This window comes from Paraburkholderia sp. SIMBA_054 (assembly GCF_046534875.1).
Classification (GTDB): Bacteria; Pseudomonadota; Gammaproteobacteria; order Burkholderiales; family Burkholderiaceae; genus Paraburkholderia; species Paraburkholderia hospita.
Genome location: NZ_JAWRXV010000005.1, coordinates 20,380 through 46,658, shown reverse-complemented (window position 1 = coordinate 46,658; position 26,279 = coordinate 20,380). Strand labels below are relative to the sequence as shown.

At 64.1% G+C, this 26,279-nt stretch carries 23 protein-coding genes; 16 read left to right on the top strand and 7 right to left on the bottom strand.

What is annotated here, in order from left to right:
* Positions 1-135 precede the first annotated feature (135 nt).
* The 6 genes from SB822_RS07605 to SB822_RS07580 all read left to right on the top strand — a co-directional run bounded on the left by SB822_RS07605 (position 136) and on the right by SB822_RS07580 (position 6,068).
* A complete protein-coding gene (locus tag SB822_RS07605; RefSeq protein WP_007581415.1) occupies positions 136-798 on the top strand; it encodes a response regulator in 663 nt (220 codons plus the stop codon).
* Positions 799-802: 4 nt separating this feature from the next.
* Positions 803-2,104 carry an ATP-binding protein gene (locus tag SB822_RS07600; RefSeq protein WP_090835979.1) on the top strand — a complete coding sequence of 434 codons (1,302 nt, stop codon included), beginning with the start codon at positions 803-805 and terminating at the stop codon, positions 2,102-2,104.
* A 125-nt stretch (positions 2,105-2,229) separates the two neighbouring features.
* Positions 2,230-3,744, top strand: a complete 1,515-nt coding sequence (locus SB822_RS07595; RefSeq protein WP_090835980.1) for a DegQ family serine endoprotease — start codon at positions 2,230-2,232, stop codon at positions 3,742-3,744.
* A gap of 229 nt (positions 3,745-3,973) precedes the next feature.
* The gene (locus SB822_RS07590) at positions 3,974-4,471 is read left to right on the top strand and encodes a hypothetical protein (RefSeq protein WP_007581409.1); all 498 of its coding nucleotides are present in this window, start codon (positions 3,974-3,976) and stop codon (positions 4,469-4,471) included.
* Positions 4,472-4,826: 355 nt separating this feature from the next.
* The gene (locus tag SB822_RS07585) at positions 4,827-5,282 is read left to right on the top strand and encodes a DUF427 domain-containing protein (protein WP_042310993.1); all 456 of its coding nucleotides are present in this window, start codon (positions 4,827-4,829) and stop codon (positions 5,280-5,282) included.
* Between the two features lie 33 nt (positions 5,283-5,315).
* On the top strand, positions 5,316-6,068 hold the full coding sequence (locus SB822_RS07580) for a CoxG family protein (RefSeq protein ID WP_007581403.1): 753 nt from the start codon (positions 5,316-5,318) through the stop codon (positions 6,066-6,068).
* A gap of 28 nt (positions 6,069-6,096) precedes the next feature.
* Here SB822_RS07580 and SB822_RS07575 read toward each other — a convergent pair whose 3' ends face one another.
* Positions 6,097-7,179 carry a helix-turn-helix domain-containing protein gene (locus SB822_RS07575; RefSeq protein ID WP_090835982.1) on the bottom strand — a complete coding sequence of 361 codons (1,083 nt, stop codon included), beginning with the start codon at positions 7,177-7,179 and terminating at the stop codon, positions 6,097-6,099.
* A 148-nt stretch (positions 7,180-7,327) separates the two neighbouring features.
* On the opposite strand from SB822_RS07575, the gene SB822_RS07570 reads away from it, so the two are divergent.
* A complete protein-coding gene (locus SB822_RS07570; protein ID WP_079484375.1) occupies positions 7,328-7,957 on the top strand; it encodes a cysteine hydrolase family protein in 630 nt (209 codons plus the stop codon).
* 100 nt (positions 7,958-8,057) lie between these two features.
* On the opposite strand, the gene SB822_RS07565 is transcribed toward SB822_RS07570, so the two are convergent.
* Entirely contained in the window at positions 8,058-8,693 is a 636-nt protein-coding gene (locus tag SB822_RS07565) for a TetR family transcriptional regulator (RefSeq protein WP_090835983.1), read from the bottom strand.
* A 427-nt stretch (positions 8,694-9,120) separates the two neighbouring features.
* On the opposite strand from SB822_RS07565, the gene SB822_RS07560 reads away from it, so the two are divergent.
* The 5 genes from SB822_RS07560 to SB822_RS07540 all read left to right on the top strand — a co-directional run bounded on the left by SB822_RS07560 (position 9,121) and on the right by SB822_RS07540 (position 16,216).
* On the top strand, positions 9,121-10,350 hold the full coding sequence (locus SB822_RS07560) for an efflux RND transporter periplasmic adaptor subunit (protein WP_007581395.1): 1,230 nt from the start codon (positions 9,121-9,123) through the stop codon (positions 10,348-10,350).
* A gap of 18 nt (positions 10,351-10,368) precedes the next feature.
* Positions 10,369-13,563, top strand: coding sequence for an efflux RND transporter permease subunit (locus tag SB822_RS07555; RefSeq protein WP_079484378.1), 3,195 nt, complete (start codon positions 10,369-10,371; stop codon positions 13,561-13,563).
* A gap of 10 nt (positions 13,564-13,573) precedes the next feature.
* On the top strand, positions 13,574-15,091 hold the full coding sequence (locus SB822_RS07550; protein ID WP_007742600.1) for an efflux transporter outer membrane subunit: 1,518 nt from the start codon (positions 13,574-13,576) through the stop codon (positions 15,089-15,091).
* A gap of 244 nt (positions 15,092-15,335) precedes the next feature.
* On the top strand, positions 15,336-15,713 hold the full coding sequence (locus tag SB822_RS07545; protein ID WP_090835984.1) for a hypothetical protein: 378 nt from the start codon (positions 15,336-15,338) through the stop codon (positions 15,711-15,713).
* Positions 15,692-16,216 carry a helix-turn-helix transcriptional regulator gene (locus tag SB822_RS07540; protein WP_007581387.1) on the top strand — a complete coding sequence of 175 codons (525 nt, stop codon included), beginning with the start codon at positions 15,692-15,694 and terminating at the stop codon, positions 16,214-16,216. Before SB822_RS07545 ends, SB822_RS07540 begins: the two co-directional genes overlap by 22 nt.
* An 88-nt stretch (positions 16,217-16,304) precedes the next feature.
* On the opposite strand, the gene SB822_RS07535 is transcribed toward SB822_RS07540, so the two are convergent.
* On the bottom strand, positions 16,305-17,720 hold the full coding sequence (locus SB822_RS07535; protein ID WP_090835985.1) for a nucleobase:cation symporter-2 family protein: 1,416 nt from the start codon (positions 17,718-17,720) through the stop codon (positions 16,305-16,307).
* 409 nt (positions 17,721-18,129) lie between these two features.
* Here SB822_RS07535 and SB822_RS07530 point away from each other — a divergent pair, with 409 nt between their 5' ends.
* From SB822_RS07530 to fghA, 3 genes are all read left to right on the top strand, one after another.
* Positions 18,130-19,554 (top strand): xylulokinase, encoded by a 1,425-nt coding sequence (locus SB822_RS07530; protein ID WP_090835986.1) that lies wholly within the window; start codon positions 18,130-18,132, stop codon positions 19,552-19,554.
* Between the two features lie 206 nt (positions 19,555-19,760).
* The gene (locus SB822_RS07525) at positions 19,761-20,867 is read left to right on the top strand and encodes an S-(hydroxymethyl)glutathione dehydrogenase/class III alcohol dehydrogenase (RefSeq protein WP_007581381.1); all 1,107 of its coding nucleotides are present in this window, start codon (positions 19,761-19,763) and stop codon (positions 20,865-20,867) included.
* Between the two features lie 12 nt (positions 20,868-20,879).
* Positions 20,880-21,725 (top strand): S-formylglutathione hydrolase, encoded by an 846-nt coding sequence (fghA, locus tag SB822_RS07520; protein ID WP_090835987.1) that lies wholly within the window; start codon positions 20,880-20,882, stop codon positions 21,723-21,725.
* A gap of 268 nt (positions 21,726-21,993) precedes the next feature.
* Here the strand turns inward: fghA and SB822_RS07515 are convergent, their stop codons facing one another.
* Genes SB822_RS07515 through SB822_RS07500 form a run of 4 tightly spaced genes read right to left on the bottom strand, consistent with a single transcriptional unit; the run spans position 21,994 to position 25,177 of the window.
* Positions 21,994-22,785, bottom strand: coding sequence for a metal ABC transporter permease (locus SB822_RS07515; protein ID WP_090835988.1), 792 nt, complete (start codon positions 22,783-22,785; stop codon positions 21,994-21,996).
* Positions 22,778-23,704: an ABC transporter ATP-binding protein gene (locus SB822_RS07510; protein ID WP_090835989.1), complete on the bottom strand. Its 927-nt coding sequence runs from the start codon at positions 23,702-23,704 to the stop codon at positions 22,778-22,780. Before SB822_RS07510 ends, SB822_RS07515 begins: the two co-directional genes overlap by 8 nt.
* Entirely contained in the window at positions 23,701-24,621 is a 921-nt protein-coding gene (locus SB822_RS07505) for a metal ABC transporter solute-binding protein (RefSeq protein WP_007744654.1), read from the bottom strand. Before SB822_RS07505 ends, SB822_RS07510 begins: the two co-directional genes overlap by 4 nt.
* Before the next feature lie 55 nt (positions 24,622-24,676).
* Complete coding sequence (locus SB822_RS07500) at positions 24,677-25,177, bottom strand: Fur family transcriptional regulator (RefSeq protein ID WP_090835990.1); 501 nt, start codon at positions 25,175-25,177, stop codon at positions 24,677-24,679.
* A 279-nt stretch (positions 25,178-25,456) separates the two neighbouring features.
* Between SB822_RS07500 and SB822_RS07495 the strand changes: the two genes are divergently transcribed.
* Positions 25,457-26,239, top strand: coding sequence for an L-iditol 2-dehydrogenase (locus SB822_RS07495; protein WP_007744652.1), 783 nt, complete (start codon positions 25,457-25,459; stop codon positions 26,237-26,239).
* The last annotated feature ends 40 nt before the right edge of the window (positions 26,240-26,279 follow it).

Genomic DNA, 26,279 nt, shown 5'->3' with positions numbered 1-26,279 from the left:
GCGGCGCAGCGTGCAAAGCCGATATGCAGCCAGCATGCATCAGGGATGAAAAAAGCACTCGGGCGCTAGAATGCTGGCATCGAAAACACATGGCCGGGACGTGAGTGCCGGAACAGCCGGAGCGGATGGATAGCGATGCGCATACTTCTCGTTGAAGACGACCGGATGATCGCGGAGGGCGTGCGCAAGGCGCTGCGCGGCGAAGGCTTCGCGGTAGACCTGGTGCAGGACGGCGAATCGGCGTTGAACGCGGTCGCGGGCCAGCCTTACGATCTCGTGCTGCTCGATCTCGGCTTGCCGAAGCGCGACGGCCTCGATGTGCTGCGCACACTGCGTGCACGCGGCCATCAGTTGCCCGTGCTGATCGTCACCGCGCGCGACGCCGTCGCGGATCGCGTAAAAGGACTCGACGCGGGCGCCGACGACTACCTCGTGAAACCGTTCGATCTCGACGAACTCGGCGCGCGGATGCGCGCGCTGATCCGCCGCCAGTCTGGGCGCAGCGAATCGACGATCCGACACGGCAATCTCACGCTCGATCCCGCCTCGCATCAGGTGACGCTCGACGGCGCGCCCGTCGCGCTGTCCGCGCGCGAGTTCGCGTTGCTCGCCGCGCTGATCGCGCGCCCGGGCGCGGTGCTGTCGAAGAGCCAGCTCGAAGAGAAGATGTACGGCTGGGGCGAGGAGATCGGCAGCAATACCGTGGAGGTCTACATTCACGCGCTGCGCAAGAAGCTCGGCGCGGAACTGATACGCAACGTGCGCGGTCTCGGTTACATGATCGCCAAGGAAGCCTGACACGATGCGTTCGATTCGCCGTCAATTGCTGTTCTGGCTGCTCGCTATCGTGTTGCTCGGCGTCGGCATTGCGGGCTGGCTGATCTACCGTCAGGCGCTCGCCGAAGCCAACGAACTATTCGATTACCAGTTGCAGGAAATCGCCGCTGCGCTGCCCGCCGAGCCGTTCTCGCAGGTGCTCAGTTCGCGCGATACAGGCGACGAAGGCATCGTGCTGCAAATCTGGAATCGCAACGGCGTGCTGATGTACTACTCGCATCCGCGTGCGCCGCTCGCGCCGCGCGCCGAACTCGGTTTTTCGACGGAGCGTACCGAGCGCGGCGACTGGCGCGTGTATGGCGCGATCGTCGGCGATAACGTCGTGCAGCTCGCGCAGCCGCTGTCGGTGCGCAACCGGCTCGCGGCGAACGTCGCGCTGCGCACGCTGTGGCCGCTGATCGTGCTGTTGCCGCTGATGGGCGTCGCGGTGTGGGGCGTGGTCGGGCGCGGGCTCGCGCCTTTGCGGCGCGTCACGGGCGCGCTCGATACGCGTCATCCCGAAGCGCTCGATCCATTGCCCGATTCGCGCCTGCCGCTCGAAGTGCAGCCGCTCGTGCGCGCGTTGAACGGCCTGCTGGAACGGCTTGCCATTGCGCTCGATACGCAAAAAGCCTTCGTCGCCGATGCCGCGCACGAACTGCGCACGCCGCTCGCCGCCGTGCAGATCCAGTCGCAACTGGTGGCGCGCGCGCACGACGAAACCGAGCGCCGCGAAGCGCTGCACGATCTGCAGGCGGGCGTCACGCGCGCGACGCGTCTTGCCGAGCAGCTACTCGCGCTCGCGCGTTCCGAGCCGGATGGACACGCGGCAACGGGCAGTGTCGATCTCGACGCGCTCGTGCATGAATGCGTGACTGCATATCTGCCGCTCGCGCAGAAGCGCGGCGTCGATCTCGGCATCGAGGCTAGCGAGCCCGCAATCGTCACAGGCGATGCGGAATCGCTGCGCGTGATGCTCAACAACCTGATCGACAACGCAACCAAATACACGCCGGACGGCGGACGTGTCGATGTCTGCCTGCGTGTCGACGATGGCCGGCCGCTCGTGCAGATCGCCGACAGCGGCCCCGGCATTCCGCCCGACGAACGCGACCGCGTATTCGACCGCTTCTACCGCGTTGGCGCGGGGGCGAATCGCGCGCGAACCGACGTTGCAGGCAGCGGCCTCGGTCTCGCTATCGTGCGGCGCATCGCGCTTCAGCATCACGCGAAAGTCACACTCGACGACTCCGCGTCGGGCGGTCTGCGGGTCAACGTGCGTTTCTGAATCGCCCGTCCAGCAAGGGTTTGCGCAAGGCTTTCATCTAGTTGGCATTGTTTAAGATTGATTTAAGCGACGCCACGTACTCTTCGACTCATCAAAGAGTCAACTCTCCCAATCAGGAGTACACGATGCAAGCAAAAATACTGACCCGTAGCGCCGTTGCAGCGGCCGTCGTTATCGCATTGTCGGCGGGCTACGTGGCCGGTCATCGCGATGTGCCCGCGCCCCAGGTGATCTCGCCCGCGGCCGCCGCGATGATGCCTGCGGAAGCCGCGGCGAAAACGGGCATTCCCGATTTCTCGGGCCTCGTCGAAACGTATGGCCCCGCGGTCGTCAACATCAGCGCGAAGCATGTCGTGAAGCAGACGGCGATGCGCGGCGGCAACGGCAATAACAGCGGTCAGCTTCCCATCGATCCGAGTGATCCGTTCTATCAGTTCTACCGTCACTTCTTCGGCCAGATGCCGGGCGGCCCCAATGGTGGCGGCAGTGGTGGCGATGACGGCGACCGTCCGAGCGCGAGCCTCGGCTCGGGCTTCATCATCAGCAGCGACGGCTATGTGCTGACCAACGCGCACGTCGTCGACGGCGCGAACGTCGTCACCGTCAAGCTCACTGACAAGCGCGAGTACAAGGCAAAAGTGGTCGGCGCGGACAAGCAGTCGGACGTCGCCGTGCTGAAGATCGACGCGAAGGACCTGCCGACGGTGAAGATCGGCGATCCGCGCTCGAGCAAGGTCGGCCAGTGGGTCGTCGCGATCGGCTCGCCATACGGCTTCGATAACACCGTGACGTCGGGCATCATCAGCGCGAAGTCGCGCTCCTTGCCGGACGAGAACTACACACCGTTCATCCAGACCGACGTGCCTGTGAATCCGGGTAATTCGGGCGGCCCGCTGTTCAATCTGCAAGGCGAAGTGATCGGCATCAACTCAATGATCTATTCGCAGACGGGCGGCTTCCAGGGCCTTTCGTTCGCTATCCCGATCAATGAGGCGATGAAGGTCAAGGACGATCTCGTCAAAACGGGCCACGTGAGCCGCGGCCGTCTTGGCGTCGCCGTGCAGAGCGTGAACCAGACGCTCGCGGATTCGTTCGGCATGAAGAAGCCGCAAGGCGCGCTCGTGAGTTCCGTCGATCCGGGCGGTCCGGCCGCGAAGGCAGGCTTGGAGCCGGGCGACGTGATCCTGTCGGTGAACGGCGTCGATGTTGCGGACTCGTCGGCGCTGCCGTCGCAGATCGCGGGCATCGCGCCGGGCACGCAGGCTAACGTCCAGGTGTGGCGCGACAAGTCGACCAAGGATCTGAAGGTGACGATCGGCTCGCTGTCGGACGCGAAAGTTGCATCGAACGCCGACAGCGGCCCGGCGCAGATGCAAGGGCGCCTTGGCGTTGCCGTGCGTCCGCTCACGCCGCAGGAAAAGAGCGGCGCCTCCGTGTCGCATGGTCTGCTGGTGCAGGATGCGAGCGGCGCGGCCGCCAGCGCCGGCATCCAGCCGGGCGACGTGATTCTGGCCGTCAACGGGCGGTCGGTATCGAGCATCGACCAGTTGAAGCAGGCGGTGTCGGCGGCGGGCAATAGCATCGCGCTGTTGATCCAGCGCGACAACTCGCAGATCTTCGTGCCCGTCGATCTCGGTTGAGGCCGGAAACTCGCCGTGCTGGCCGGTGCCGAGGGCGCCGGCCGGTAAAAGCTGCCGGTGATGGAAAAAATGGAAGGTTTGCAGCTCGCGCACGACGCGCGTTGCGAACAGAACAGGCCCGATTTTCGGGCCTGTTCTGTTTGTCGGACTTGATGGGGCGGGATGGGCATGCAGATTGCGTCTGGATACGCGTTAGAACCGTTTGGTTTGCCCAACAAGGAGCCACGCAATGACTCATCGTCATATCGTCGCCCGCGCCGTTTCGGTTGCGGCAGCGACAGTTCTCACGCTCGGCCTGTCGGGCGGCGCGTACGCGCAGCAGGCAAGCGAAGTCACGGGCGGTACCACCTCGGATAGCACCAGCGCGGGCAATGTCAACGGCGAAGGCCTGCCGCAAGTGCAGCAACAGGGCGACGTGTCGTACACGTCGGGCGGCGTCGGCCTCGATGAATCGAAGGCGCTGCAGTCCGCGCAGAGCCAGTGGCCGTTGTCGCTGCGCTTCACGGGCCCCGGTTCGGACTATCTCGCCGATGTGAAGGTGAAGATCGTCGACGCGCACGGTGGCAGCGTGCTCGACACCACGTCGCGCGGGCCGTACATGCTGGTGAAGCTGCGCCCGGGCCGCTACACGGTGCACGCCGCGTACAAGGAAAACGATCAGTCGAAGCCCATCACCATTCCGGCAAAGGGTACGGCAAAGGCCGCGTTCTACTGGAAGTCGCAGTAAGCGACGCGAAAGAAACGGGCAAAAAGGCGGCGGAAACGAGGCGCAATGAGGCGGGAATGCACGCGTCGATCCGCCGCCGCGCCGCTCGTAACGGCCGCGACGCAACGCGCGCGCCGCTGCAATCGGTAGAGACCCGATGCCCTAACGAAGGCCGCGCAATCGCGGCGCGTTTGGTCAATAATGAAGCCACGGACACGCTCCGTGGCTTCCGCATTTCGGAGCCGACGCTGCGCAGACCGGAAGACGCGCGCCGCACAATGACAACGACGCGCGCGTGCCAAGGGTGCCGGGCTGACGATTCAGCCAGGCGGCTGATCGGAGCGTGCGCGAACGTGCCAGCAGCGGAGCGGATCACATGAACGATGCCCCATCCGGCGGAAGCGCCGAAGACGCGGACAGCGGTAGCGCCGGGCACGGCGGCCATGCATCTGGCGGTGCGCCAGCGCACGGAGGCGACGCCGAAGCGGGGCATACGATTTCCATCAAGGCCAACCGGCATCGGGTACGGGTGATCCACCAGGGCGTGACGTTCGCGGACACGCATGCCGGGTTCACGCTGTGCGAGACAGGCTGTCCCGAAGTGTTTTATTTTCCACGGGCCGACGTCAACATGGCGCGGCTCGAACGATCGACTCACACGTCGCACTGCCCGTTCAAGGGTGAAGCGTCGTACTACCATCTGCGAACGGAAGACGAGACGATCGAGAATGCAGTCTGGAGCTACGAAAACCCACTGGAGCGGGTGAAGCAGATCGCGGGGTATCTTGCGTTTTACGCATCGAGTGTCGACCGCATCGATCAGACATCCTGATCCCGCCGTCGCACGGTTATCGGGGAGGCTGCCATGGAATTGAACGACGCGTTGAGAGTGCCGCTGGCGCCGTCCGAAGTCTGGGACGCGCTGCAGGATCTCGCGTTGCTGCGCGCGAGTCTCGACAATTGCGAGTCCTTGCGCCGGCTCCAGGGCGGCGAATATCTGCTGGCGATGACGGTGCCGCTCGGACCGTTGCGCGCGCACTATCACATACGTGCGCACGTCGCGAGCGAGGACGGCGTGAACAGCGCAAAGCCGCATCGCACGCTCAACTTCAAGGCGCGCGCCGAGGGCGTTGGCTCACTGCGCGGACAGATCGACGTGTCGCTGCGCACCGACGATCATCTCCATCTGCATCTTCCTGGCCGTGGCCCGAGCACGCGCATCGACTATTCAGTGTGGGCGACGTCGACGGGACCGCTCGCGCAACTGCCCTCGCGGCAGATCGAAAACGCGCTGCACGAGCTGGCCGACGACTTCTTCACCGAGTTCTGCGCCGTCGTCCAGGCGAAGCACGGCAAAGGGCCGAATCGCGCGACGGGCACGCAAGGGCGGCGCCAGCATGTGTTTCTGCGGCCGATCAGCCTTTCGGGCGTGGCGCGCCGTGCGCGGCTGCACGACCATCATCAAGGCAGCACGCTGACGGGCCGCGCCGCGCATTCGCTGCTGCACGGCCTGCATCACGAGCATGATCCGCATGTGCTGCCGAACTGGGCGTGGGCGGCGATGATTTTCTTCGTCGCGCTGCTGCTCTACGTGGCGCGGTATTTCACGCAAGGCTAGTCTTTACCTTCGCTGTGCGCGCGGCGGCTCACACGCCGCGAAACTCTCTGCGCCATGCGGACGGCGACGTCCTGAACGCGTCAGTGAAATGCTGGCGCAGCGACGCCGTCGAGCCAAATCCCGCCATTCCCGCAATCGACTCGATCGACTCGTCGGTGCTTTCGAGCAGCTGCTGCGCGCGCGCGAGCCGTTGCGCCAGCAGCCACGCGCTCACGGTCGTTCCCGTCGCGGCCTTGAAGTGCCGCGTGAACGTGCGGCGGCTCATTGCGGCGCGCCCGGCGAGGGAATCGAGGGTATGCGGCGCGTCGAGCGTGCCGTTCACCCAGTCGAGCAGCGCGGACAATCGGTCGCCGCGCAGGTCGGGCGGCATGGGCTGCTGGACGTATTGCGCCTGGCCGCCCTGACGATGCGGCGGCACGACGAGGCGCCGCGCGATGTAGTTCGCGCTTTGCGCGCCGCACAGCTTGCGCACCACATGCAGACAGCAATCGAGCCCCGCCGCCGTGCCCGCCGACGTGAGAATGTCGCCGTCGTCGACATACAGCACCTGCGGATCGACCTTCACGTCCGGGAAGCGCCGCGCGAAGTCGGCGGCCCACGCCCAGTGCGTGGTCGCCGGACGTCCGTCGAGCAGGCCCGCGGCGGCGAGCACGTAGGCGCCGAGACACAGGCCGACCAGTTGCGCGCCGCGTGCGTGCGCGGCGCGCAATGCGTCGAGCAGCGCTGGGGGCGGCGCTTCGTCAGGATCGCGCCAGGTGGGAACGATGATCGTGTCGGCGTCGGCGAGCGCGTCGAGACCGTGCGTCGCGGCGATCGAAAAGCCGGCTGTCGTCGAAAGTGGCCCGGGGTCGATCGAGCAGACCCGGAACTCGAAGCCGAGCACGCCGCCGTCGCTGCGATCCTCGGCGAACACGACGCACGGCACGGACAGGTGGAACGGGCTGATGCCGTCGAAGGCGACGGCCGCGACGACATGCGGTGTCTTCGGGGCGGTCCGGCACGTCTGCGTTTCCCGGCGTTGAGGACTCGCGCGGGATGTCCGCTGCTTCGCTGGTTTTGAAGCAGCCTTTGACACAGGCGTTGCAGCGGCGCGGACAGCGGAGCGGGCCATCGCGGCCTCCCGTTCGAAAATGCGAATGGCCCAATCCTAGCGAAAATTGTCATTCGGGTCACTGTCGCGCGATGGACGGAACGCGAACAATGCGCACATCGCGGCTGCAACCGCCAGCCGCAGACTTCAACCATCAAGGAGAGTTGCCATGCCGACGCCCCGCCGAGCCCTGATCGTCATCGATGTCCAGAACGAATACGTGACGGGCGACCTGCCGATCGAATACCCGGACGTGCAGACGTCGCTCGCGAACATCGGCCGCACGATCGATGCGGCGCACGCTGCGCAGATTCCCGTCGTCGTCGTGCAGAACTTCACGCCGCCCGGCTCGCCGATCTTTGCGCGCGGCAGCGAAGGCGCGGAACTGCATGGCGTGGTCGCATCGCGCAAGTACGATCACCACGTCGAGAAAGCGCTGCCGAGCGCGTTCACCGACACCGATCTGGCGGACTGGCTCGCCGCGCGCGAGATCGACACGCTCACCGTGGTCGGCTACATGACGCACAACTGCGACGCGTCGACAATCGTTCACGCGCTGCACATGGGCCTCGCCGTCGAGTTCCTGCACGACGCGACGGGTTCCGTGCCATATGAAAACAGCGCGGGTCTGGCGAGCGCCGAGGAAATCCATCGCGTGTTCAGCGTCGTGTTGCAGTCGCGCTTCGCGGCCGTCGCGAGCACGCAGCAATGGATCGGGGCCGTGCAGTCGGGTGGTCAGCTGGAACGCGGCTCGATCTATGCATCGAACCAGAAGGCGCGTGCGAAGACGGCAGCCTGAGTGAACGGAAAATGAAGGTAAAAGGGCGGCCGGCTTGCCGGCGCCTGTGCGGCGCGTCAGCTTTCAGGGCTGGGCGCCGCTGTGAAACAGGAAACCGCTCTCAGGCGCCCATGCGCAGCGCCGGGCTGCGCAACGCATCGATCATGCTTTCGACCATCTGCCGCGCATGCCGGCCGAAGTCCAGCACTTCCGGCACGAACAGCATGTCCTTCAACGATCCGCTGATGAACGCGTGCACCATCGACGCCGCCACGGGCACGTTCATGTCGGCGGGCAGCTGTCCTTTGGAAATCGCGTTGCGCATGCCCGCCTGGATGCTCGCGAGGCTCTCGCGCATCGTGTTCTGATAGCGCGCCATCACGGGGCCCATTTCCTCGACGAACTCGCACTTGTGAAACAGGATGTCGAACACCCGGCGGCGATGCGGGTCGTTCGCGGTGTCGCGCAGACAGACGGTGCAGATATCGATGAGGCGGCCGAGCGGATCGGCCTCGTTGGGATCGACGGAAGCGGCTTTCAGTTCGTCGAGCGGTAGCAGCACGCGGTCGAACATTTCCGTGAAGAGCTCACCCTTGTTGGCGAAGTGCCAGTAGATCGCGCCACGCGTGACGCCCGCCGTCTGCGCGATGTCGGCCAGCGAAGTCCGCGATACGCCTTTCTCCGAAAACACCTGTTCTGCTGCATCGAGGATGCGGGTGCGCGTCTCCTGCGCTTCTTCCTTGGTTCGACGGACCATTCGTATTGCCCTGCAATAAATGCGGGGTTTCCCCTGACGTTTTTAAACGCGCCTGATAAAGATCATTCCGCGCGCACGTTAATGCCTGGCAGATCTTCCGGAGGAAACCCTTTTTCCCGGTTTAACACACTTTTACGTGCATTCATGAATGTATATATAATAGCACCCCATCGATCGGATGGCTTACGTTTGGGTGAACGGTTAAGATCCGTCACTGTTGTCTTTGCAAGCATTTTTGCGCTGTCTCAAGAGATGGGCAGCGCGGTGCAGCATTTCCCGGTTTGGCGCATTTCGCAGTGAATGCACCCGCAGGAAAAGCATTCGTGAGCGTCCGGTCATGGCGTCTTCGAGACGCCAATTTGCGCAGCCTTCTCCGGAGAGAGATGCACGCACTTTTTCCTTCTCAGTCTTTGACAGAGGTCGCTCCATGCGCGTCGAACGGGTTCCATTCCGCTTACTCACTGCCGCGACGGCTGCCGTAATGCTGGCAGCATGCGGACAAAAACAATCAGCACCTCCGCCTCAAACCCCTGAAGTCGGCGTCGTCACGGTCCAGCCGCACGCCGTGCCCGTCGTCACCGAATTGCCGGGCCGCACCAGCGCATACCTCGTCGCGCAGGTGCGCGCGCGGGTCGACGGCATCGTGCTGCGCCGCGAGTTCACGGAAGGCACGCAGGTCAAGGCCGGCCAGCGTCTGTACAAGATCGATCCGGCGCCATACATCGCGGCGCTGAACAACGCGAAGGCATCGCTCGCGAAGGCGCAGGCGAACCTCGCGTCGACCACTGCGCAGGCCAATCGCTTCAAGGTGCTGGTCGCGGCGAACGCGGTGTCGAAGCAGGACTACGACAACGCCGTCGCATCCGAAGGCCAGGCGGCCGCCGATGTCGCAGCCGGCAAGGCCGCTGTCGATACCGCGCAGATCAACCTCGGCTATACGGACGTCGTGTCACCCGTCACGGGTCAGGTCGGTATCTCGCAGGTGACGCCGGGCGCCTACGTGCAGGCGAGCCAGGCGACGCTGATGTCGACCGTGCAGCAACTCGATCCCGTCTACGTCGACGTTACGCAGTCGAGCCTCGCGGGCCTGAAGCTGCGCCGCGAAATCCAGGCTGGCCGGCTGAAGACCTCGGGCCCGGACGCCGCGAAGGTCGAACTGGTGCTAGAAGACGGCCGCGTCTATTCGGAGAAGGGCAAGCTGCAGTTCACCGACGTCACCGTCGACCAGACCACGGGCTCCGTGACGATCCGCGCGATCTTCCAGAACAAGGATCACGTGCTGCTGCCGGGCATGTTCGTGCGCGCGCGCATCGAGGAAGGCGTCAACGAAAGCGCGCTGCTGGTGCCGCAGATCGGCGTCACGCACGACCAGAAGGGCCAGCCGACGGCGCTCGTCCTCAATAAGGAAGACAAGGTCGAGCTGCGCACGCTGCAGGCCACGGCGACGTACGGCCAGTACTGGGTGGTCGAAAGCGGCCTGAATGCGGGCGACCGCGTGATCTTGAACGGCGTCGACAAGGTGCGTCCGGGTGCAACGGCCAAGGCCGTGCCGGCGCAACTGCCGCCGTCGCCCGCTTCGGACGCAGCCGCGTCGGCTCCGGCCGCCGCACAGCCAGCCAGCGGCGCGGCCGCGGCCTCTGCTGCATCGGGCGCGTAATCAAAGGGAGCCTGTTTCATGGCAAAGTTTTTTATCGATCGCCCGATCTTTGCGTGGGTGATCGCCATCATTCTGATGCTGGCGGGTCTGGCGTCGATCTTCACGCTGCCGGTCGCGCAATATCCGACGATTGCGCCGCCGGCCGTGCAGATCAGCGCGACGTATCCGGGCGCATCGGCGAAGACGGTTGAAAACACCGTCACGCAGGTGATCGAGCAGCAGATGAGCGGCCTCGACCACTTGCTGTACCTGTCGTCGACTTCGGACGATTCGGGCACGGCCACCATCACGCTGACGTTCGCGGCGGGCACCAACCCCGACATCGCGCAGGTTCAGGTGCAGAACAAGCTGCAGCTCGCGACGCCGCTGCTGCCGCAAGCGGTGCAGCAGCTCGGCACGAAGGTGACGAAGTCGAGCAGCAGCTTCCTGCTGGTGATGGCGTTCGTGTCGACCGACGGCAGCATGAACAAGTACGACCTCGCGAACTATGTCGCGTCGAACGTACAGGACCCCGTTAGCCGTATCGACGGCGTGGGTACCGTCACGCTGTTCGGCACGCAGTACGCGATGCGGATCTGGCTCGACGCCAACAAGCTGACCAACTTCGGCCTCACGCCGGTGGATGTCCAGGCCGCGCTGCAGGCGCAGAACGTCCAGGTGGCGGGCGGCTCGCTCGGCGGCACGCCGTCGGTGCCGGGCCAGTTGCTGCAGGCGACGATCAGCGAAGCAACGCTGCTGACCACGCCCGAGCAGTTCGGCAACATCCTGCTGAAGGTGAACCAGGACGGTTCGCAGGTGCGCCTCAAGGACGTCTCGCACATCGATCTGGGCGGCGAAAACTACAACTTCGACACCAAGTACAACGGTCAGCCGACGGCGGGCTTCGGTATCCAGCTGGCGACGGGCGCGAATGCGCTGGCGACGGCGAAGGCCGTGCGCGACAAGATCGACCAGTTGTCGAAATACTTCCCGCACGGTCTCGTCGTGAAGTATCCGTACGACACGACGCCGTTCGTGCGTCTGTCGATCGAAGAAGTGGTCAAGACGCTGCTCGAAGGTATCGTGCTGGTGTTCCTGGTCATGTACCTGTTCCTGCAGAACCTGCGCGCCACGCTGATCCCGACGATCGCGGTGCCGGTGGTGCTGCTCGGCACGTTCGCGATCATGAGCGCCGTCGGCTTCTCGATCAACGTGCTGTCGATGTTCGGTCTCGTGCTCGCGATCGGCCTGCTGGTGGACGATGCGATCGTGGTGGTCGAGAACGTCGAGCGGGTGATGTCGGAAGAGGGCTTGTCGCCACGCGAGGCAACTCGCAAGGCGATGGACCAGATCACGGGCGCGCTGATCGGCGTGGCGCTGGTGCTGTCCGCCGTGTTCGTTCCCGTCGCGTTCTCGGGCGGTTCGGTCGGCGCGATTTACCGTCAGTTCTCGCTGACCATCGTCGCGGCGATGGTGCTGTCCGTGCTGGTCGCGTTGATTCTGACGCCGGCGCTGTGCGCGACGATCCTCAAGCCGATTCCGCAGGGCCATCACGAAGAGAAGAAGGGTTTCTTCGGCTGGTTCAACCGCAACTTCGACAAGAGCCGCGACAAGTATCACTCGGGCGTGCATCACGTGATCAAGCGCTCGGGCCGCTGGCTCATCATCTATCTGGTGGTGATCGTCGCGGTGGGTCTGCTGTTCGCGCGTCTGCCGAAGTCGTTCCTGCCGGATGAAGACCAGGGCACGATGTTCGTGCTGGTGCAGACGCCGTCGGGCTCGACGCAGGAAACCACCGCGCGCGCGTTGAAGGACGTGTCCGACTATCTGCTGAACGATGAAAAGAGCATCGTCGAATCGACCTTCACCGTGAACGGCTTCAGCTTTGCCGGCCGCGGCCAGAACGCCGGTCTCGTGTTCGTGCGGATGAAGGACTACGCGGAACGCCAGCATGCCAACCAGAAGGTGCAGGCGCTGGTGGGCCGGATGTTCATGCACTTCGTCGGCTACAAGAACGCGACCGTGTTCCCGGTCAATCCGCCGTCGATTCCCGAACTGGGTACGGCGTCGGGCTTCGACTTCGAACTGCAGGACCGCGCGGGTCTCGGCCACGAAAAGCTGATGGCGGCGCGCAACCAGCTGCTCGGCATGGCAGGGAAGGACCCGATGCTCGCGCAGGTGCGTCCGAACGGCCTGAACGACACGCCGCAGTTCAAGGTGTCGATCGATCACGAGAAGGCGGCGTCGCAAGGCGTGAGCCTCGCGGCCATCGACCAGACGTTCTCGATTGCGTGGGCGTCGCAGTACGTGAACAACTTCCTCGATACGGACAGCCGGATCAAGAAGGTGTACGTGCAGGCCGACCCGCGTTTCCGCATGACGCCGGAAAACCTGAACGACTGGTACGTGCGCAACTCGGGAGGCACGATGGTGCCGTTCTCGTCGTTCGCAAGCGGCCAGTGGACCTACGGTTCGCCGAAGCTCGAACGCTACAACGGTATCTCGGCTGTCGAAATCCAGGGCCAGGCGTCGCCGGGCAAATCGACGGGTCAGGCGATGACGGCGATGGAAGCGCTCGCGGCGAAGCTGCCGGCGGGTATCGGCTACGAATGGACGGGCCTGTCGTTCCAGGAACGCCAGTCCGGTTCGCAGGCGCCGATCCTCTACGGCATCTCGATCCTCGTCGTGTTCCTGTGTCTGGCCGCACTGTATGAAAGCTGGTCGATTCCGTTCTCGGTGATCATGGTGGTGCCGCTCGGCGTGCTGGGCGCGCTGCTCGCCGCGACGCTGCGCGGGCTGGAAAACGACGTGTTCTTCCAGGTTGGTCTGCTGACTACGGTGGGTCTGTCCGCGAAGAACGCGATTCTGATCGTCGAGTTCGCGCGCGAGTTGCAGCAGGGCGAAGGCATGGGCCCGGTGGAAGCGGCGCTCGAAGCGGCGCGTCTGCGGCTGCGCCCGATCCTGATGACGTCGCTCGCGTTCATTCTCGGCGTGCTGCCGCTCGCGATCAGTAACGGCGCGGGCTCGGCAAGCCAGCACGCGATCGGTACGGGCGTGATCGGCGGTATGCTGACGGCGACCTTCCTCGCGATTTTCATGATCCCGATGTTCTTCGTCGTGATTCGCGCGAAGTTCACCGGCGACAAGGAAGACCCGGACGAAGCGATGAAGCACTACAACGAGCACCATCCGCATGACCCGCAGGGTGGCAGCGGCCCGGGCAACGCCAGCTAAGGACATTGAGATGCCTAAATATTCTTTGATGGCAGTGGCCGTCGCGCTGGTCGCCGCGGGCTGCACGATGGAGCCGAAGTACCACCAGCCGGCTGCGCCCGTGTCGGGTGCCTTCCCGAGCGACGGAGTCTACGCGACGCAGCCGGTTCCCGGCGCGGGTGCGCGCTCGGCGAGCGGACAGGCGGCCGTCGACATCGGCTGGCGCGATTTCTTCGTCGATCAGCGCCTGCAACAGTTGATCGAGATCGCGCTGAAGAACAACCGCGATCTGCGCGTATCGGTGCTGAACATCGAGGCCTCGCGCGCGCAGTATCAGATCGTGCGCGCGGCGCTGATGCCGACGCTCGACGCGTCCGCGTCACAGTCGAAATCGCGCACGCCGAAGGACCTGTCGTTCCTCAACCAGACGATCTCCAACCAGTATTCGGTTGGCCTGAACGCTTCGTGGGAAATCGACTTCTTCGGCCGCATCCGCAGCCTGAAGGACCAGGCGTTGGCGCAGTATCTGTCGACGGCGCAGGCGCGCAAGGCGGCGGAGATCGCGCTGGTTGCGTCGGTGGCGGATCAGTATCTGAACGTGCTGGCCTTTGACGATCTGCTGACAGTCACGGAGAACACGCTCAAGACCGCGCAAGAGTCGTATCGCATCACAAAGCTGCAGTACGACACGGGCACGGGTTCTGAGTTGGATCTGCGTCAGGCTGAGACGGTCGTCGAGCAGGCGAAAGCGGATCTGCAGTCGCAGGTGCGTCTGCGCGCACAGGCTGAGAATGCGCTGGTCCTGCTGGTCGGCGAGCCGTTGCCGCGCGATCTTCCGGGAGGTCTCGCGCTCAACGACCAGGACCTGCTGACCGACATCCCCGCCGGTTTGCCGTCGGATCTGCTGACGCGCCGTCCCGATATCGCCGAAGCCGAGCAGAACCTGCTCGCGGCGAACGCGAATATCGGCGCGGCGCGCGCGGCGTTCTTCCCGCGCGTCTCGCTGACGGGCAGCTTCGGCACGCTGAGCCCGACGCTTGGCGGCTTGTTCAAGCCGGGCTCGGCGGCGTGGAGCTTTGCGCCGCAGATCACGCTGCCGATTTTTGAAGGCGGCGCGAACAAGGCGAACCTCGATCTCGCGACGGTACAGAAGAATATCCAGATCGCGCAGTACGAGAAGGCGATCCAGACCGCATTCCGCGAAGTCGCGGACGGCCTGGCCGCGCGCGGCACGTACGATCAGCAGATCGCGGCGCTCGAGCGCAACACGTTTGCGGAACAGCGCCGTCTCGATCTGTCGGACCTGCGCTACCGAAACGGCGTCGACAGCTATCTCGCCGTGCTGACCGCGCAGACCGGCCTGTACGACGCGCAGCGGTCGCTCATCACGGCACGCACGGCGCGCCTGACGAACCTCGTCGATCTGTACAAGGCGCTGGGCGGCGGATGGATCGAACGCGCGGGCGAACAGCCGCGTCCCGCCGACGCACCCGTCGACTACGGCGCAGCGAGCGCGCCCGTTGCCGCTTCGGCGGCGACGGCGGGCTGAGGGTCTCGGGCTCGAGCGACAGCCGCTTCTCATTTCTTGCAGTACGAAACGCCACGGCATGCCGTGGCGTTTTTTTTTTGAGCCGCTCTCCTACAAACCTTGTCCAGATGGTCAGTTCAGTTCTCCAGATCGTTTTTGAGCAGAGTTAGCCGTTAGCATCGCGTACGGATCAACCAAGGTTGATGATCCGCAGCGTGGTTGTCAATTGACAACTAATTGAGGGCGCTCTACACTGGAGTTACTGATGAGTCGTCGAAGTCATTCGAAGAAGGAAATCGAGTCGGCGCTCGGCCATGCGGAAGCAAACGGCTGGCGCGTCGTGCCTGGTACGGGCACCGGGCACGCCTGGGGGCGCATGTATTGCCCATACAACGACACCGATTGCAGATGCGGCGAGTTCTGCATCGCCAGTATCTGGTGCACGCCGCGCAATGCAACCGGTCACGCAAGAACGTTGCGTCGCATTGTCGAGAACTGTGCGCCGCATCGTCAGAAGGTCATCTCTTTGCGCGTGATCGCCGAATCAAAACGGCGCACTTGCGAGCAGGATCAGCACGGGCAGCAACAGGAGCAGCAACCAGGGAAGGAAAAGGAGCAAACATGGAATACACCTTCACGCTGAAGTACCGTCTGAGCGCGGAAGACTGCGATTTCGACGAGATCGTCGAGCGTCTCGCGGCCGAGGGTTGCGACGATGCCACCGTGGGTGTCGGTCAAGCGGGGCGGCTTGCACTCGCGTTCGCGCGCGAGGCGAAGAGCGCGACACATGCACTCGTGAGCGCGTTGAAGGACGTACTTCGCGCGGTGCCCACGGCGCAGCTGGTCGAGGCCGCGCCGGACTTCGTCGGGCTGACGGATGTCGCAGAAGTGGCGGGCGTATCGCGCCAGAACATGCGCAAGCTGATGCAATCGCATGCCACGGAATTCCCCGCGCCTGTCCACGAGGGCAGCACGTCGTTGTGGCATCTGTCGGACGTGCTCGAATGGATGCACGATCGTGGCGACTACGATATCGCGCCGGAAGTCTTCGAAGTCGCGAGGTCGGCGAAACAGCTCAATCTGATGAAGGAGGCTCGCAACCTGGAGCCGAAGGTAACGCGACACTTCAACAATCTGGTCGCCTGATGGTCGCGCAGGTGGGAGTGCGGTGGGCTGACGGCGTGCGCACGACTCGGGGTCATGCGCACGCGGTATAGATGGCTATGGCTATCGGTTAGTGAATGTCGGCGGCACGCAGCATGTCGTCGCCCGGAATGGCGTCGTCTTTGCCGCCGCGTCCGTCGAAGTCGTGGCCAGCGCGGCGAATATCGCGAGTCGCGGCGCGTTCGCCCTTCACGCCATTGAAAATCAGGTTCAGCACCACGGCCGAAACCGACGCCAGCAGAATGCCGCTATGCAAAAGCGGCGACAGCGCGGGCGGCAGCTTCGCGAAGAAGTGCGGCGAGACGACAGGCACGAGACCAAGACCGATGCTGACCGCGACGATAAAGAGGTTGTGATGGTTCTTCACGAAGTCGACTTTCGAGAGCACCTTGATCCCGTTCGCCGCCACCATCCCGAACATCACAATGCCTGCGCCGCCCAGCACGAACGACGGCACCGACGCGACCACCTGCGCCATCTTCGGGAACAGGCCGAGCAGCACGAGAATCACGCCGCCCGTCGCGCAGACAAAGCGGCTCTTGACGCCCGTCACGCCGATCAGGCCGACGTTCTGCGAGAAAGACGTATGCGGGAAAGAGTTGAAGAGGCCGCCAATCAGCGTGCCGAGACCGTCCACGCGCAAGCCGCGCACGAGCGTCTTCTGATTGACGGGCCGGTCCACCATGTCGCCGACCGCGAGGAACATCCCCGTCGACTCAATGAACGTGACGAACATCACGGTGACCATCGTCGCGATCGAAAGCGGATCGAAGTGCGGCAAGCCGAAGTGAAACGGCATCACGAAGCCGACCCACGGCGCACTCGTCACGCCTTCCATGTTCACACGGCCCAGCAGCGCGGCAATCACGAAGCCCGCCACGATACCGAGCAGCACCGAGATATTGGAGACGAAGCCCTTGCCGAACTTGTTGATGAGCAGAATCAGCATGAGCACGACGAACGACAGCCCGAGGTAGACGGGATTGCCGTAGTCCGGGTTGCCGACGCCGCCCGCCGCCCAGTTGATGCCGACTTCCATCAGCGAAAGCCCGATCACCGAGATCACCACGCCCACCACGACGGGCGGGAAGAAGCGCAGCATCTTGCCGATCATCGGCGCGGCGATGATGCCGATCACACCCGCAGCGATCGTCGATCCGAAGATGTCGAGTATGCCAAGACTGGGATTCGTGCCGATCGCGATCATCGGGCCTACGGCGGCGAACGTGCAACCCATGATGACGGGCAAGCGGATGCCGAAGATCCACAGGCCGAGCGTCTGGATCAGTGTGGCGATACCGCAGGAAAAGAGGTCGGCGCTGATGAGAAAGGCGATTTGCTCTTTCGGCAGCTTGAGCGCGCTGCCGATGATCAGCGGCACGGCAACGGCCCCTGCGTACATCACCAGTACGTGCTGAATGCCGAGCGTCAGCAACTGGCCGAAGGGCAGTCGCTCGTCGCACGGATGAACCGTGTTCGAGTGCATCTTGTCTCTCTCCACATCTGGTTTTGGGATGACTCCAAGGTATGCGGGACGAAAAAGCGCGACAAGACCACTGCTTCCTATTTCAACCTTTGCCGGGGCGATATGCGTAGACCAGATTTGGAACGGCTACGTTATGCGAGATTGGAGAAATTCGCCGGAAGTCCTTGTGCCGTGGTGGCTTGCGGGAATTTCATCAATCCGGCGCGCCGTCGCCACGTACGCGTGCCCATATGATGTGTATTGCGGTTCGCACATAATGCGTTTTCGGGGCGCGCTCCGTTTGGGGTGGGTTAACCCGCGCCAATCGGCGGTGACGTGTGAAAATGATCGTCCGTCGCCCGGTCCGCGCGAAGCAGGCGCCCGCGTGCAATAGCCTCCACAGCAACCACCTGATCAACGCATCGCATTCATGTCCTATCTTGGTATCGATCTCGGCACAGGCTCGCTGAAACTCGCGATCATCGACGACGAAGGCCGCGAGCAATGCGCGACGAGCGTCGCGTATGCAATCGATACGCCGCGCCCCGGCTGGGCGGAAATCGATCCGCAGGTCTGGTGGCGCGCACTATGCGAAGCGGCATCGCGTTTTCCCGATGCGCAACGCAGTGCTGTGCGCGCGGTCGGCTTTTCCGGTCAGATGCATGGCGTCGTGCTGAGCGACGCACAAGGCAAGGCCGTGCGTCCTGCGATGCTTTGGCCCGACACGCGCGCATTGCCCTTGCTCGATGCATGGCCTGCGCCGCAACCCAACCCCGTCGCGCCCGGCATGGCCGGCCCGCTGCTGCGATGGGTCGCGCAGCACGAGCCGCAATCGATGCATGCAGCGCGCTGGGCCTTGCAACCTAAAGACTGGCTGCGCTTCAGGCTGGGCGGCACGATCGCAACCGATCCCTCCGATGCCTGCGCGACCGCGCTTGCCGATCCATCCGGCGCGTGGGACAACGCGTTGCTCGAACGGCTCGGGCTGCCGCGCGACTGGTTCGCGCCGCTCGCTGCGTCGTATGCCGCGTGCGGCACACTGTCCGCCGAATCGGCAAATGCGCTCGGCTTGCGCGCCGGCATCGTGCTTGCCACGGGTGCCGGCGACACGCCGTGCGCAGCGCTCGGCAGCGGCCTTGCAAACGACGGCGACGCGCTGCTCACCACGGGCACGGGCGGCCAGATTCTCGTGCTCGCCACCGACGAACCCGACGCTGCGCCAGGTCTGCATCGCTATCGGGCCGCGACTGATCACTGGTATCGGATGGCCGCGATGCAAAACGTCGGTGTCGCGCTCGAAGCCGTGCGTGGCTGGCTGTCGTATGAATGGAATGACGCGTATCGCGATGCGTTCGAGTTCGAGGCAGCCCCGGGCCTTACGTTCTTGCCGTATCTGACGGGCGAGCGCACGCCGTGGCTCAATCCGGCCGCGCGCGGCGGATGGCTTGGCCTTGCGCTCGGCACATCGCGCGGCGCGATGATGCGCGCGGCATTCGAAGGCGTCGCGTTTTCGTTGCGCGCGGGGCTCGACGCGATCCGGCAAAGCGGCGCGCGCGTGCCGGAACTGCGTCTCGCGGGCGGCGGTTCCGTCGATGCGCGCTGGCGGCAGTTGCTCGCCAATGCATTGCAAGTCGAACTGCATGCTGTCGATTGTCCGAACGCGGCGGCGCGTGGCGCAGCGATGCTCGGTGGCATCGCTGTGGGTCACTGGAACGCAGACGATCTTGCAGCGCTCGCGCCTGCCGCGACGCGCGTCGCCGGGCCGCGTGACGAGACGGAACTCGCTGCGCGTTATGCGCGCTTTATCGATCTGTATGGCCGCGTCGAACCTTGGTTCGCGTCGCCGTCCGCGTGACGTGCGCTCGCCATGCGCCGTCGCATGAGGACAATCGCGCGGCGCGGCGTGCCATTCACGCGCCTTGCATTTGCGCGATCATGTTCACAGCGCGGCGCGCGAACATGCGGGACAATCCGGGCCGCAACGGTTCACGACAGTAACGGACAGATTCAAAGATCATCAGCTTTAGGTAACGGATCTACAGAACCACAGGAGCATTCACGATGAAGACGAAAGCAGCAATCGCATGGAAGGCAGGCGCACCGTTGACGATCGAAGAAGTCGACCTCGAAGGTCCGCGCGCGGGTGAAGTGCTGATCGAAGTGAAGGCGACGGGCATCTGCCACACCGACTACTACACGCTGTCGGGCGCCGATCCGGAAGGCATCTTCCCGGCGATCCTCGGCCATGAAGGCGCGGGCGTCGTCGTCGATGTCGGACCGGGCGTCGGCACGCTGAAGAAGGGCGATCACGTGATTCCGCTCTACACGCCCGAGTGCCGCCAATGCAAGTTCTGTCTGTCGCGCAAGACGAACCTGTGTCAGGCGATCCGCTCGACCCAAGGCAAGGGCCTGATGCCCGATGCGACGTCGCGCTTCTCGCTCGACGGCAAGCCTTTGTTCCACTACATGGGCACGTCCACGTTCTCGAACTACATCGTGGTGCCGGAGATCGCCGTCGCGAAGATCCGCGAAGACGCACCGTTCGACAAGGTTTGCTATATCGGCTGCGGTGTGACGACGGGGGTCGGCGCTGTCGTCTATTCGGCCAAGGTCGAGGCGGGCGCGAATGTCGTCGTGTTCGGTCTGGGCGGCATCGGCCTGAATGTGATCCAGGGCGCCAAAATGGTAGGTGCGGACAAGATCATCGGTGTCGATATCAATCCGGGCCGCGTCGAACTCGCGAAGAAGTTCGGCATGACGCACTTCATCAACCCGAAGGAAGTCGAGAACGTCGTCGATCACATCGTGCAACTGACGGATGGCGGCGCGGACTATTCGTTCGAATGCGTCGGCAATACGACGCTGATGCGCCAGGCGCTCGAATGTACACACAAGGGCTGGGGTCAGTCGTTCATCATCGGCGTGGCAGCGGCGGGCGAAGAGATCAGCACGCGGCCATTCCAGCTGGTCACGGGCCGTCAGTGGAAGGGCTCGGCGTTCGGCGGCGCGCGCGGCCGCACCGATGTGCCGAAGATCGTCGACTGGTACATGGAAGGCAAGATCAACATCGACGATCTGATCACGCACCACCTGAAGCTCGACCAGATCAACGAAGGCTTCGATCTGATGAAGAAGGGCGAGTCGATCCGCTCGGTTGTCATCTACTAAAGGAGTGGCGCGATGCTCGAACTGATCGAATCGCACGCGTCGTTCGGCGGCACGCAGCGTATCTATAAGCATGAGTCGAAGGCGATCGGTTTGCCGATGCGCTTTTCGGTCTTCATGCCTGAAGCGGCGTCGCAGAAGAAGGTGCCGGCGCTGTTCTATCTAGCAGGGTTGACGAGCACCGAAGAGACGTTTCCGATCAAGGCGGGCGCGCAGCGCTTCGCCGCGCAACACGGCATCGCGCTGATCTCGCCGGATACCAGTCCGCGCGGCGCAGGCGCGCCGGGCGAGACGGACGCGTGGGACTTCGGCGTCGGCGCGGGCTTCTATGTCGACGCGACGCAGGCGCCCTGGTCGAAGCACTACCGGATGTACTCGTACGTGCGGGACGAACTGCGCGAGACGGTCATCAACGAGTTGCCTGTCGATGGCGGGCGGCTCGGCATCTTCGGCCACTCGATGGGCGGCCACGGCGCGCTGATGCTCGCGCTGCGCAATCCGGACATCTATCGGTCGGTTTCGGCGTTCGCGCCGATTGCCGCGCCGACGCGTTGTCCGTGGGGCGAGAAGGCGTTCAGCGGCTATCTGGGCGCGGACCGCGAAGCGTGGAAGCAGTACGACGCGAGCGAACTCGTGGGCAAGGCGACGCGCAAGTTTGCGGAAGGGATATTGGTCGATCAGGGTATGGCCGACCAGTTTCTGACCCAGCAACTGAACCCGGACGTATTCGACGCCGCATGCAAGGCCGCCGGACAGCCGCTCACGGTGCGCCGACATGAAGGCTACGACCACGGCTATTTCTTCATCTCGACGTTCATCGAGGATCATCTCGCACATCACGCGAAGGTGTTGCTCGGCTGATCTTCGGGGTCGTTGGCGCCAAAGCAAAACGGGGTGGCTCGCGAGCCACCCCGTTTTTTTATCGGCATCACCAGCGCGTGTTTCGTGCCAGCAAAGCTGCGTTTGCATTTACCGGCGCATGTGCTGCGCCAGCAAACTTTTGTTCGAATCACCAGCGCGTATGTCGTGCCAGCAAAGCTGCGTTTGCATTACCGGCGCATGTGCTGCGCCAGCAAACTTTTGTTCAAATCACCAGCGCGTATGTCGTGCCAGCAAAGCTGTGTTTGCATTACCGGCGCATGTGCTGCGCCAGCAAACTCGCGCCATAGACCAGTGCCGCAAGCAGCGTGATCCAGAAACTCGTCGGCCAGTCGGTGTAGAAAGCGAGCGTCACGCCGATCCACGCCTGCGCGAGCGCGAGCAGCGCGGCGAGTACGAGTCCGACGGAAAGACGCGTCGACAGGTTTTGCGCCGCGGCCGCCGGTCCGACCATCAGCGTGAACACGAGCAGCACGCCGACGATCTGCGTGCACGCGGCGACTGCAAGCGCCGCGATCGCGAGAAACAGTACCGACACAAGCCGCAGCGACACGCCTTTCGCTTCGGCCAGTTCCGGCTGCAACGAAGCGAACAGCAAAGGCCGCATGATCGCAGCCAACGCAACCAGACTGACGACACCGAGCGTGGCCAGCACCACCAGCGTCGACGAACTGACGCCGAGAACGTTGCCGAACAGCAGCGCCGTGACTTGCGTCGCGTACGCGGTGAAGAAGTGCAGAAACAGCAAGCCGAAGCCCAGTGCCAGCGACAGCACCACGCCGATCGCCACATCGCGTCCCGCGAGCTTTTCACCCAGCGCGCCCATGCCGACGCCCGCCGCGAGCGTGAAGCCGATCATCCCCCAGATCGGCGAGACGCCGATCAGCACTGCGCCCGTCGCGCCCGTGAAGCCGACGTGCGACAGCGCGTGCCCCGCGAAGGTCTGCCCGCGCATCACGAGGAAGTAGCCAACGATGCCCGACAGCACCGCGACGATCCCCGACGCCGCGAAGGCGTTCACCATGAAATCGTATTCAAACATCGTGCGTGTGTCCGTCGCTTGAGGCGTGATGGTGGGCGTGCTTTTGCCCATGCGCATGACCGTGCGAATGTCCGTGGCCATGCGGCTCGCCATGCTGATGGTCGTCGTCTTCGTGCTCGTGATCGTGCTTCTCGACGTCGAAGTCGCCCGACATCACGAAGATGCGGCCATTCACGCGCATTACGTCGATGGTCGAGCCGTACAGGCGCGAGAGCACCGGCTTCGTAATCACTTCATCGACGGTGCCGAGCGCGGCGACGCCATTGCCGAGATACAGCACGCGGTCGAGCGCATGCAGCAGCGGATTGAGTTCGTGCGCGGAGAACAGCACGGCGATGCCGAGTTCCTGCTGCACGCGCTTCACCAGTTCGACGACGGTCTTCTGATGATGCGGATCGAGACTGATGAGCGGCTCGTCGAGCAGCAGCAGACGCGGACTGCCGAGCAGACACTGCGCGAGCAGCAGCCGCTGCCGCTCGCCGCCCGACAGCTCCGACAACGGACGCGCAGCCAGCGCGGTGCCGCCGACCAGTTCCAGCACGCGCTCGACATCGGCGCGCGCCTTCGCATCCGCATGCGGCAGGCCCCAGCGATGACCGTCCGCAGCCATCGCGACGAAATCGCGGCCACGCACGCGACGGCCGGCAAGCGCGCTGCGCGTCTGCGGCATGTAGCCGATCGACGGATTGCCGCGCACCACAGGCTCGCCGAGCACGCGCACGGTGCCGCTCGCCGCCGGGACGAGGCCAAGCACCGAGCGCATCAGCGTCGTCTTACCCGCGCCGTTCGGCCCAAGCACGCCGATGAATTCGCCCTGGCGGATCGTGAGGCTGGTGTCGCGCAGGATCGTCCGGTCGCCGAGTTCGAGCGTCACGCGATCCAGTTCGAGCACGGGCGCGTTGCCCGACGACATGTTCATTGAGTCGTTCCCTTATTCGCGCTGCCCGCGGCGAGCGCGTTGCCGAGCGCATCGAGTTGCGCCAGCATCCATTGCTGGTAGTTCTTGCCGGCCGGTTGCGTCTCCGTCACGCTCACCGTCGGCACATGCGATTGCTGCGCGAGTTTCAGCATGCGTTTGGTCAGCGCCTCGGTTGCCTGGCTGTTATAGATCAGCGCGCGCACGCGTCGCTCGCGAAGATCGCGTTCGAACGCGGCGATATCCGACGCGCTCGCTTCCGTGTCGTTCATCGCGGCCAGCTGGAAGCGCTGGTTGCGCATGTCCAGGCCGATCGCATCCGACATGTAGCCGAACACCGGCTCCGTCGCAGTCACGCTCACGTGCGCATACTGGCTGCGCAGCGCCGCGACCTTGTCGGCGATCGGCTTGAGCGAGTCGAGAAACTTCGCGAGGTTCGCATCATACGCCGCCTTGTGCGCCGGATCAGCCGATGCGAGCGCCGCGCTCACCGCGCGTGCGACAGCGGGCATCGTCGACGGGTCGTACCACAGATGCGGATTGTCGCCGCTTTTCTTGCCGATGAGTTCTGCCGCGACGATCGTCTTGCGCTTGTCGTTCTTCGACACGTTCAGCAGCTTCGTCATCCACGGATCGTAGTCGGCGCCGTTGTAGACGACAAGGCTCGCGTGCTGCAATGCGCGCGCCGTCTTCGGGCTGGCTTCGAAGAGATGCGGGTCCTGGTCCGGATTGCTGAGAATGCTCGTCACGTCGACGCGGTCGCCGCCCAGTTGCTGCACGACATCGCCGTAGAAATTCTCCGCGGCGACCACGGGAATCTTCGCGTCCTGCGCGTGCGCGGCCTGGCCGAATGCAAAGACGAATACCGTCGAAGCGACGGCGCGCATCAGAAACTTCCACATCGAATTGTTCTTCTTCATCGGGATGACCTGTTGCCTGAGAGGCGTCTGGGTTGAATGGAGCGGTTTGTTTTGGTCAGGGATGGCCGTGCTTGCAGGCGGCGCACAGCCCGCTCAGCTCGACGACCTGGTGATGCACTTCGAATCCATGGGCGGGCGCACTGCCCGACAACTGCGCGGCCACTCCGTCGCCGGGAATCTCGACGGTTTCGCCGCATGAATCGCACATCAGGAACTGGCTCTGATGCGGCTCGCCCATCTGGCAGCACGCGAAAAACGCATTCTTCGATTCGATCCGATGCACGAGGCCATGCTCGACGAGGAAATCGAGCGCGCGATAGACGGTAGTGGGCGGCACGCGGCCGCGCTGCGGTTGCAGTGCGGCCAGCAGGTCGTACGCGCCGACGGGACGCTCACTCTGCGCGATCAGCGCGTAGACCTGACGACGCAGCGTCGTCAGTGCAAGACCGCGCTCGGCGGCGAGCGCATCGGCGCGCGCGAGCTTGTGCGCGAGACGGGCGGCTTGCTGTGCAGGATCTGCGACAGGATGAACATGAGCATCGGATGAGCGGGCCATGGCGCGAACTCCGGACAGCGTCAGTTTGAACGAAGGCGCAATGATATAACGTATCTCGAAAAAATGTCATTGCCCGTTGCAAAGTCATCGCCGATTCTTAGGAAGGAACAACCGTAGGCGCGCATTCCGGTGCTGCCGCGCTGCACCATCGAAATTGCGCGGCGCGCCTTGACATGACCGGACACGTATCCGATCATTCGATCACAACGAGAGCAATTGCTCGATCACCGAGCGTTAGCTCAGGTTGAATCGAAGAATCAAACGAACCGGAGACAGGTTGTGACAGCCCGACTGCAAGGCAAAGTGGCGATTCTCACGGGCGCGGCGAGCGGTATCGGCGAAGCGGTGGCGCGCCGGTATCTCGACGAGGGCGCGCGCTGCGTGCTGGTGGACGTGAAGCCGGCCAACGAATTCGCACACGCACTGCGCGAAACGGACGGCGACCGCGTGCTGACACTCAGCGCGGACGTCACGAAGCGCGAAGACATCGCGCGCATTGTCGAGCAGACGGTGCAGCGCTTCGGCCAGATCGACATTCTCTTCAACAACGCGGCGCTGTTCGACATGCGTCCGCTACTAGACGAATCCTGGGACATCTTCGACAAGCTCTTCGCGGTCAACGTAAAGGGCATGTTCTTTCTGATGCAGTCCGTCGCACAGCGCATGGTCGACCAGGGCCACGGCGGCAAGATCATCAACATGTCGTCGCAGGCGGGCCGCCGCGGCGAGGCGCTCGTGTCGCACTACTGCGCGACCAAGGCAGCCGTGCTGAGCTACACGCAGTCGGCCGCGCTGGCGCTCGCGCCGCACAAGATCAACGTGAACGGCATCGCACCGGGCGTCGTCGATACGCCGATGTGGGAACAGGTCGATGCGCTTTTCGCGCGTTACGAGAACCGGCCGCTGGGCGAGAAGAAGCGTCTCGTCGGTGAAGCGGTGCCGCTGGGCAGGATGGGGCTGCCCGCGGATCTGACGGGGGCGGCGCTGTTCCTCGCGTCTTCGGATGCGGATTACATCACCGCGCAAACCCTGAACGTCGACGGCGGCAACTGGATGAGCTGACCGTCATTCATTCACCGGCATCCGCAATACGGCGCCACAC

What these genes read in the sequence shown, in the direction of transcription:
- SB822_RS07605 (WP_007581415.1), top strand. Translation starts at nt 136, where the DNA reads ATGCGCATACTTCTCGTTGAAGACGACCGGATGATCGCGGAGGGCGTG.
- SB822_RS07600 (WP_090835979.1), top strand. Translation starts at nt 803, where the DNA reads ATGCGTTCGATTCGCCGTCAATTGCTGTTCTGGCTGCTCGCTATCGTG.
- SB822_RS07595 (WP_090835980.1), top strand. Translation starts at nt 2,230, where the DNA reads ATGCAAGCAAAAATACTGACCCGTAGCGCCGTTGCAGCGGCCGTCGTT.
- SB822_RS07590 (WP_007581409.1), top strand. Translation starts at nt 3,974, where the DNA reads ATGACTCATCGTCATATCGTCGCCCGCGCCGTTTCGGTTGCGGCAGCG.
- SB822_RS07585 (WP_042310993.1), top strand. Translation starts at nt 4,827, where the DNA reads ATGAACGATGCCCCATCCGGCGGAAGCGCCGAAGACGCGGACAGCGGT.
- SB822_RS07580 (WP_007581403.1), top strand. Translation starts at nt 5,316, where the DNA reads ATGGAATTGAACGACGCGTTGAGAGTGCCGCTGGCGCCGTCCGAAGTC.
- SB822_RS07575 (WP_090835982.1), bottom strand. Translation starts at nt 7,179, where the DNA reads ATGGCCCGCTCCGCTGTCCGCGCCGCTGCAACGCCTGTGTCAAAGGCT.
- SB822_RS07570 (WP_079484375.1), top strand. Translation starts at nt 7,328, where the DNA reads ATGCCGACGCCCCGCCGAGCCCTGATCGTCATCGATGTCCAGAACGAA.
- SB822_RS07565 (WP_090835983.1), bottom strand. Translation starts at nt 8,693, where the DNA reads ATGGTCCGTCGAACCAAGGAAGAAGCGCAGGAGACGCGCACCCGCATC.
- SB822_RS07560 (WP_007581395.1), top strand. Translation starts at nt 9,121, where the DNA reads ATGCGCGTCGAACGGGTTCCATTCCGCTTACTCACTGCCGCGACGGCT.
- SB822_RS07555 (WP_079484378.1), top strand. Translation starts at nt 10,369, where the DNA reads ATGGCAAAGTTTTTTATCGATCGCCCGATCTTTGCGTGGGTGATCGCC.
- SB822_RS07550 (WP_007742600.1), top strand. Translation starts at nt 13,574, where the DNA reads ATGCCTAAATATTCTTTGATGGCAGTGGCCGTCGCGCTGGTCGCCGCG.
- SB822_RS07545 (WP_090835984.1), top strand. Translation starts at nt 15,336, where the DNA reads ATGAGTCGTCGAAGTCATTCGAAGAAGGAAATCGAGTCGGCGCTCGGC.
- SB822_RS07540 (WP_007581387.1), top strand. Translation starts at nt 15,692, where the DNA reads ATGGAATACACCTTCACGCTGAAGTACCGTCTGAGCGCGGAAGACTGC.
- SB822_RS07535 (WP_090835985.1), bottom strand. Translation starts at nt 17,720, where the DNA reads ATGCACTCGAACACGGTTCATCCGTGCGACGAGCGACTGCCCTTCGGC.
- SB822_RS07530 (WP_090835986.1), top strand. Translation starts at nt 18,130, where the DNA reads ATGTCCTATCTTGGTATCGATCTCGGCACAGGCTCGCTGAAACTCGCG.
- SB822_RS07525 (WP_007581381.1), top strand. Translation starts at nt 19,761, where the DNA reads ATGAAGACGAAAGCAGCAATCGCATGGAAGGCAGGCGCACCGTTGACG.
- fghA (WP_090835987.1), top strand. Translation starts at nt 20,880, where the DNA reads ATGCTCGAACTGATCGAATCGCACGCGTCGTTCGGCGGCACGCAGCGT.
- SB822_RS07515 (WP_090835988.1), bottom strand. Translation starts at nt 22,785, where the DNA reads ATGTTTGAATACGATTTCATGGTGAACGCCTTCGCGGCGTCGGGGATC.
- SB822_RS07510 (WP_090835989.1), bottom strand. Translation starts at nt 23,704, where the DNA reads ATGAACATGTCGTCGGGCAACGCGCCCGTGCTCGAACTGGATCGCGTG.
- SB822_RS07505 (WP_007744654.1), bottom strand. Translation starts at nt 24,621, where the DNA reads ATGAAGAAGAACAATTCGATGTGGAAGTTTCTGATGCGCGCCGTCGCT.
- SB822_RS07500 (WP_090835990.1), bottom strand. Translation starts at nt 25,177, where the DNA reads ATGGCCCGCTCATCCGATGCTCATGTTCATCCTGTCGCAGATCCTGCA.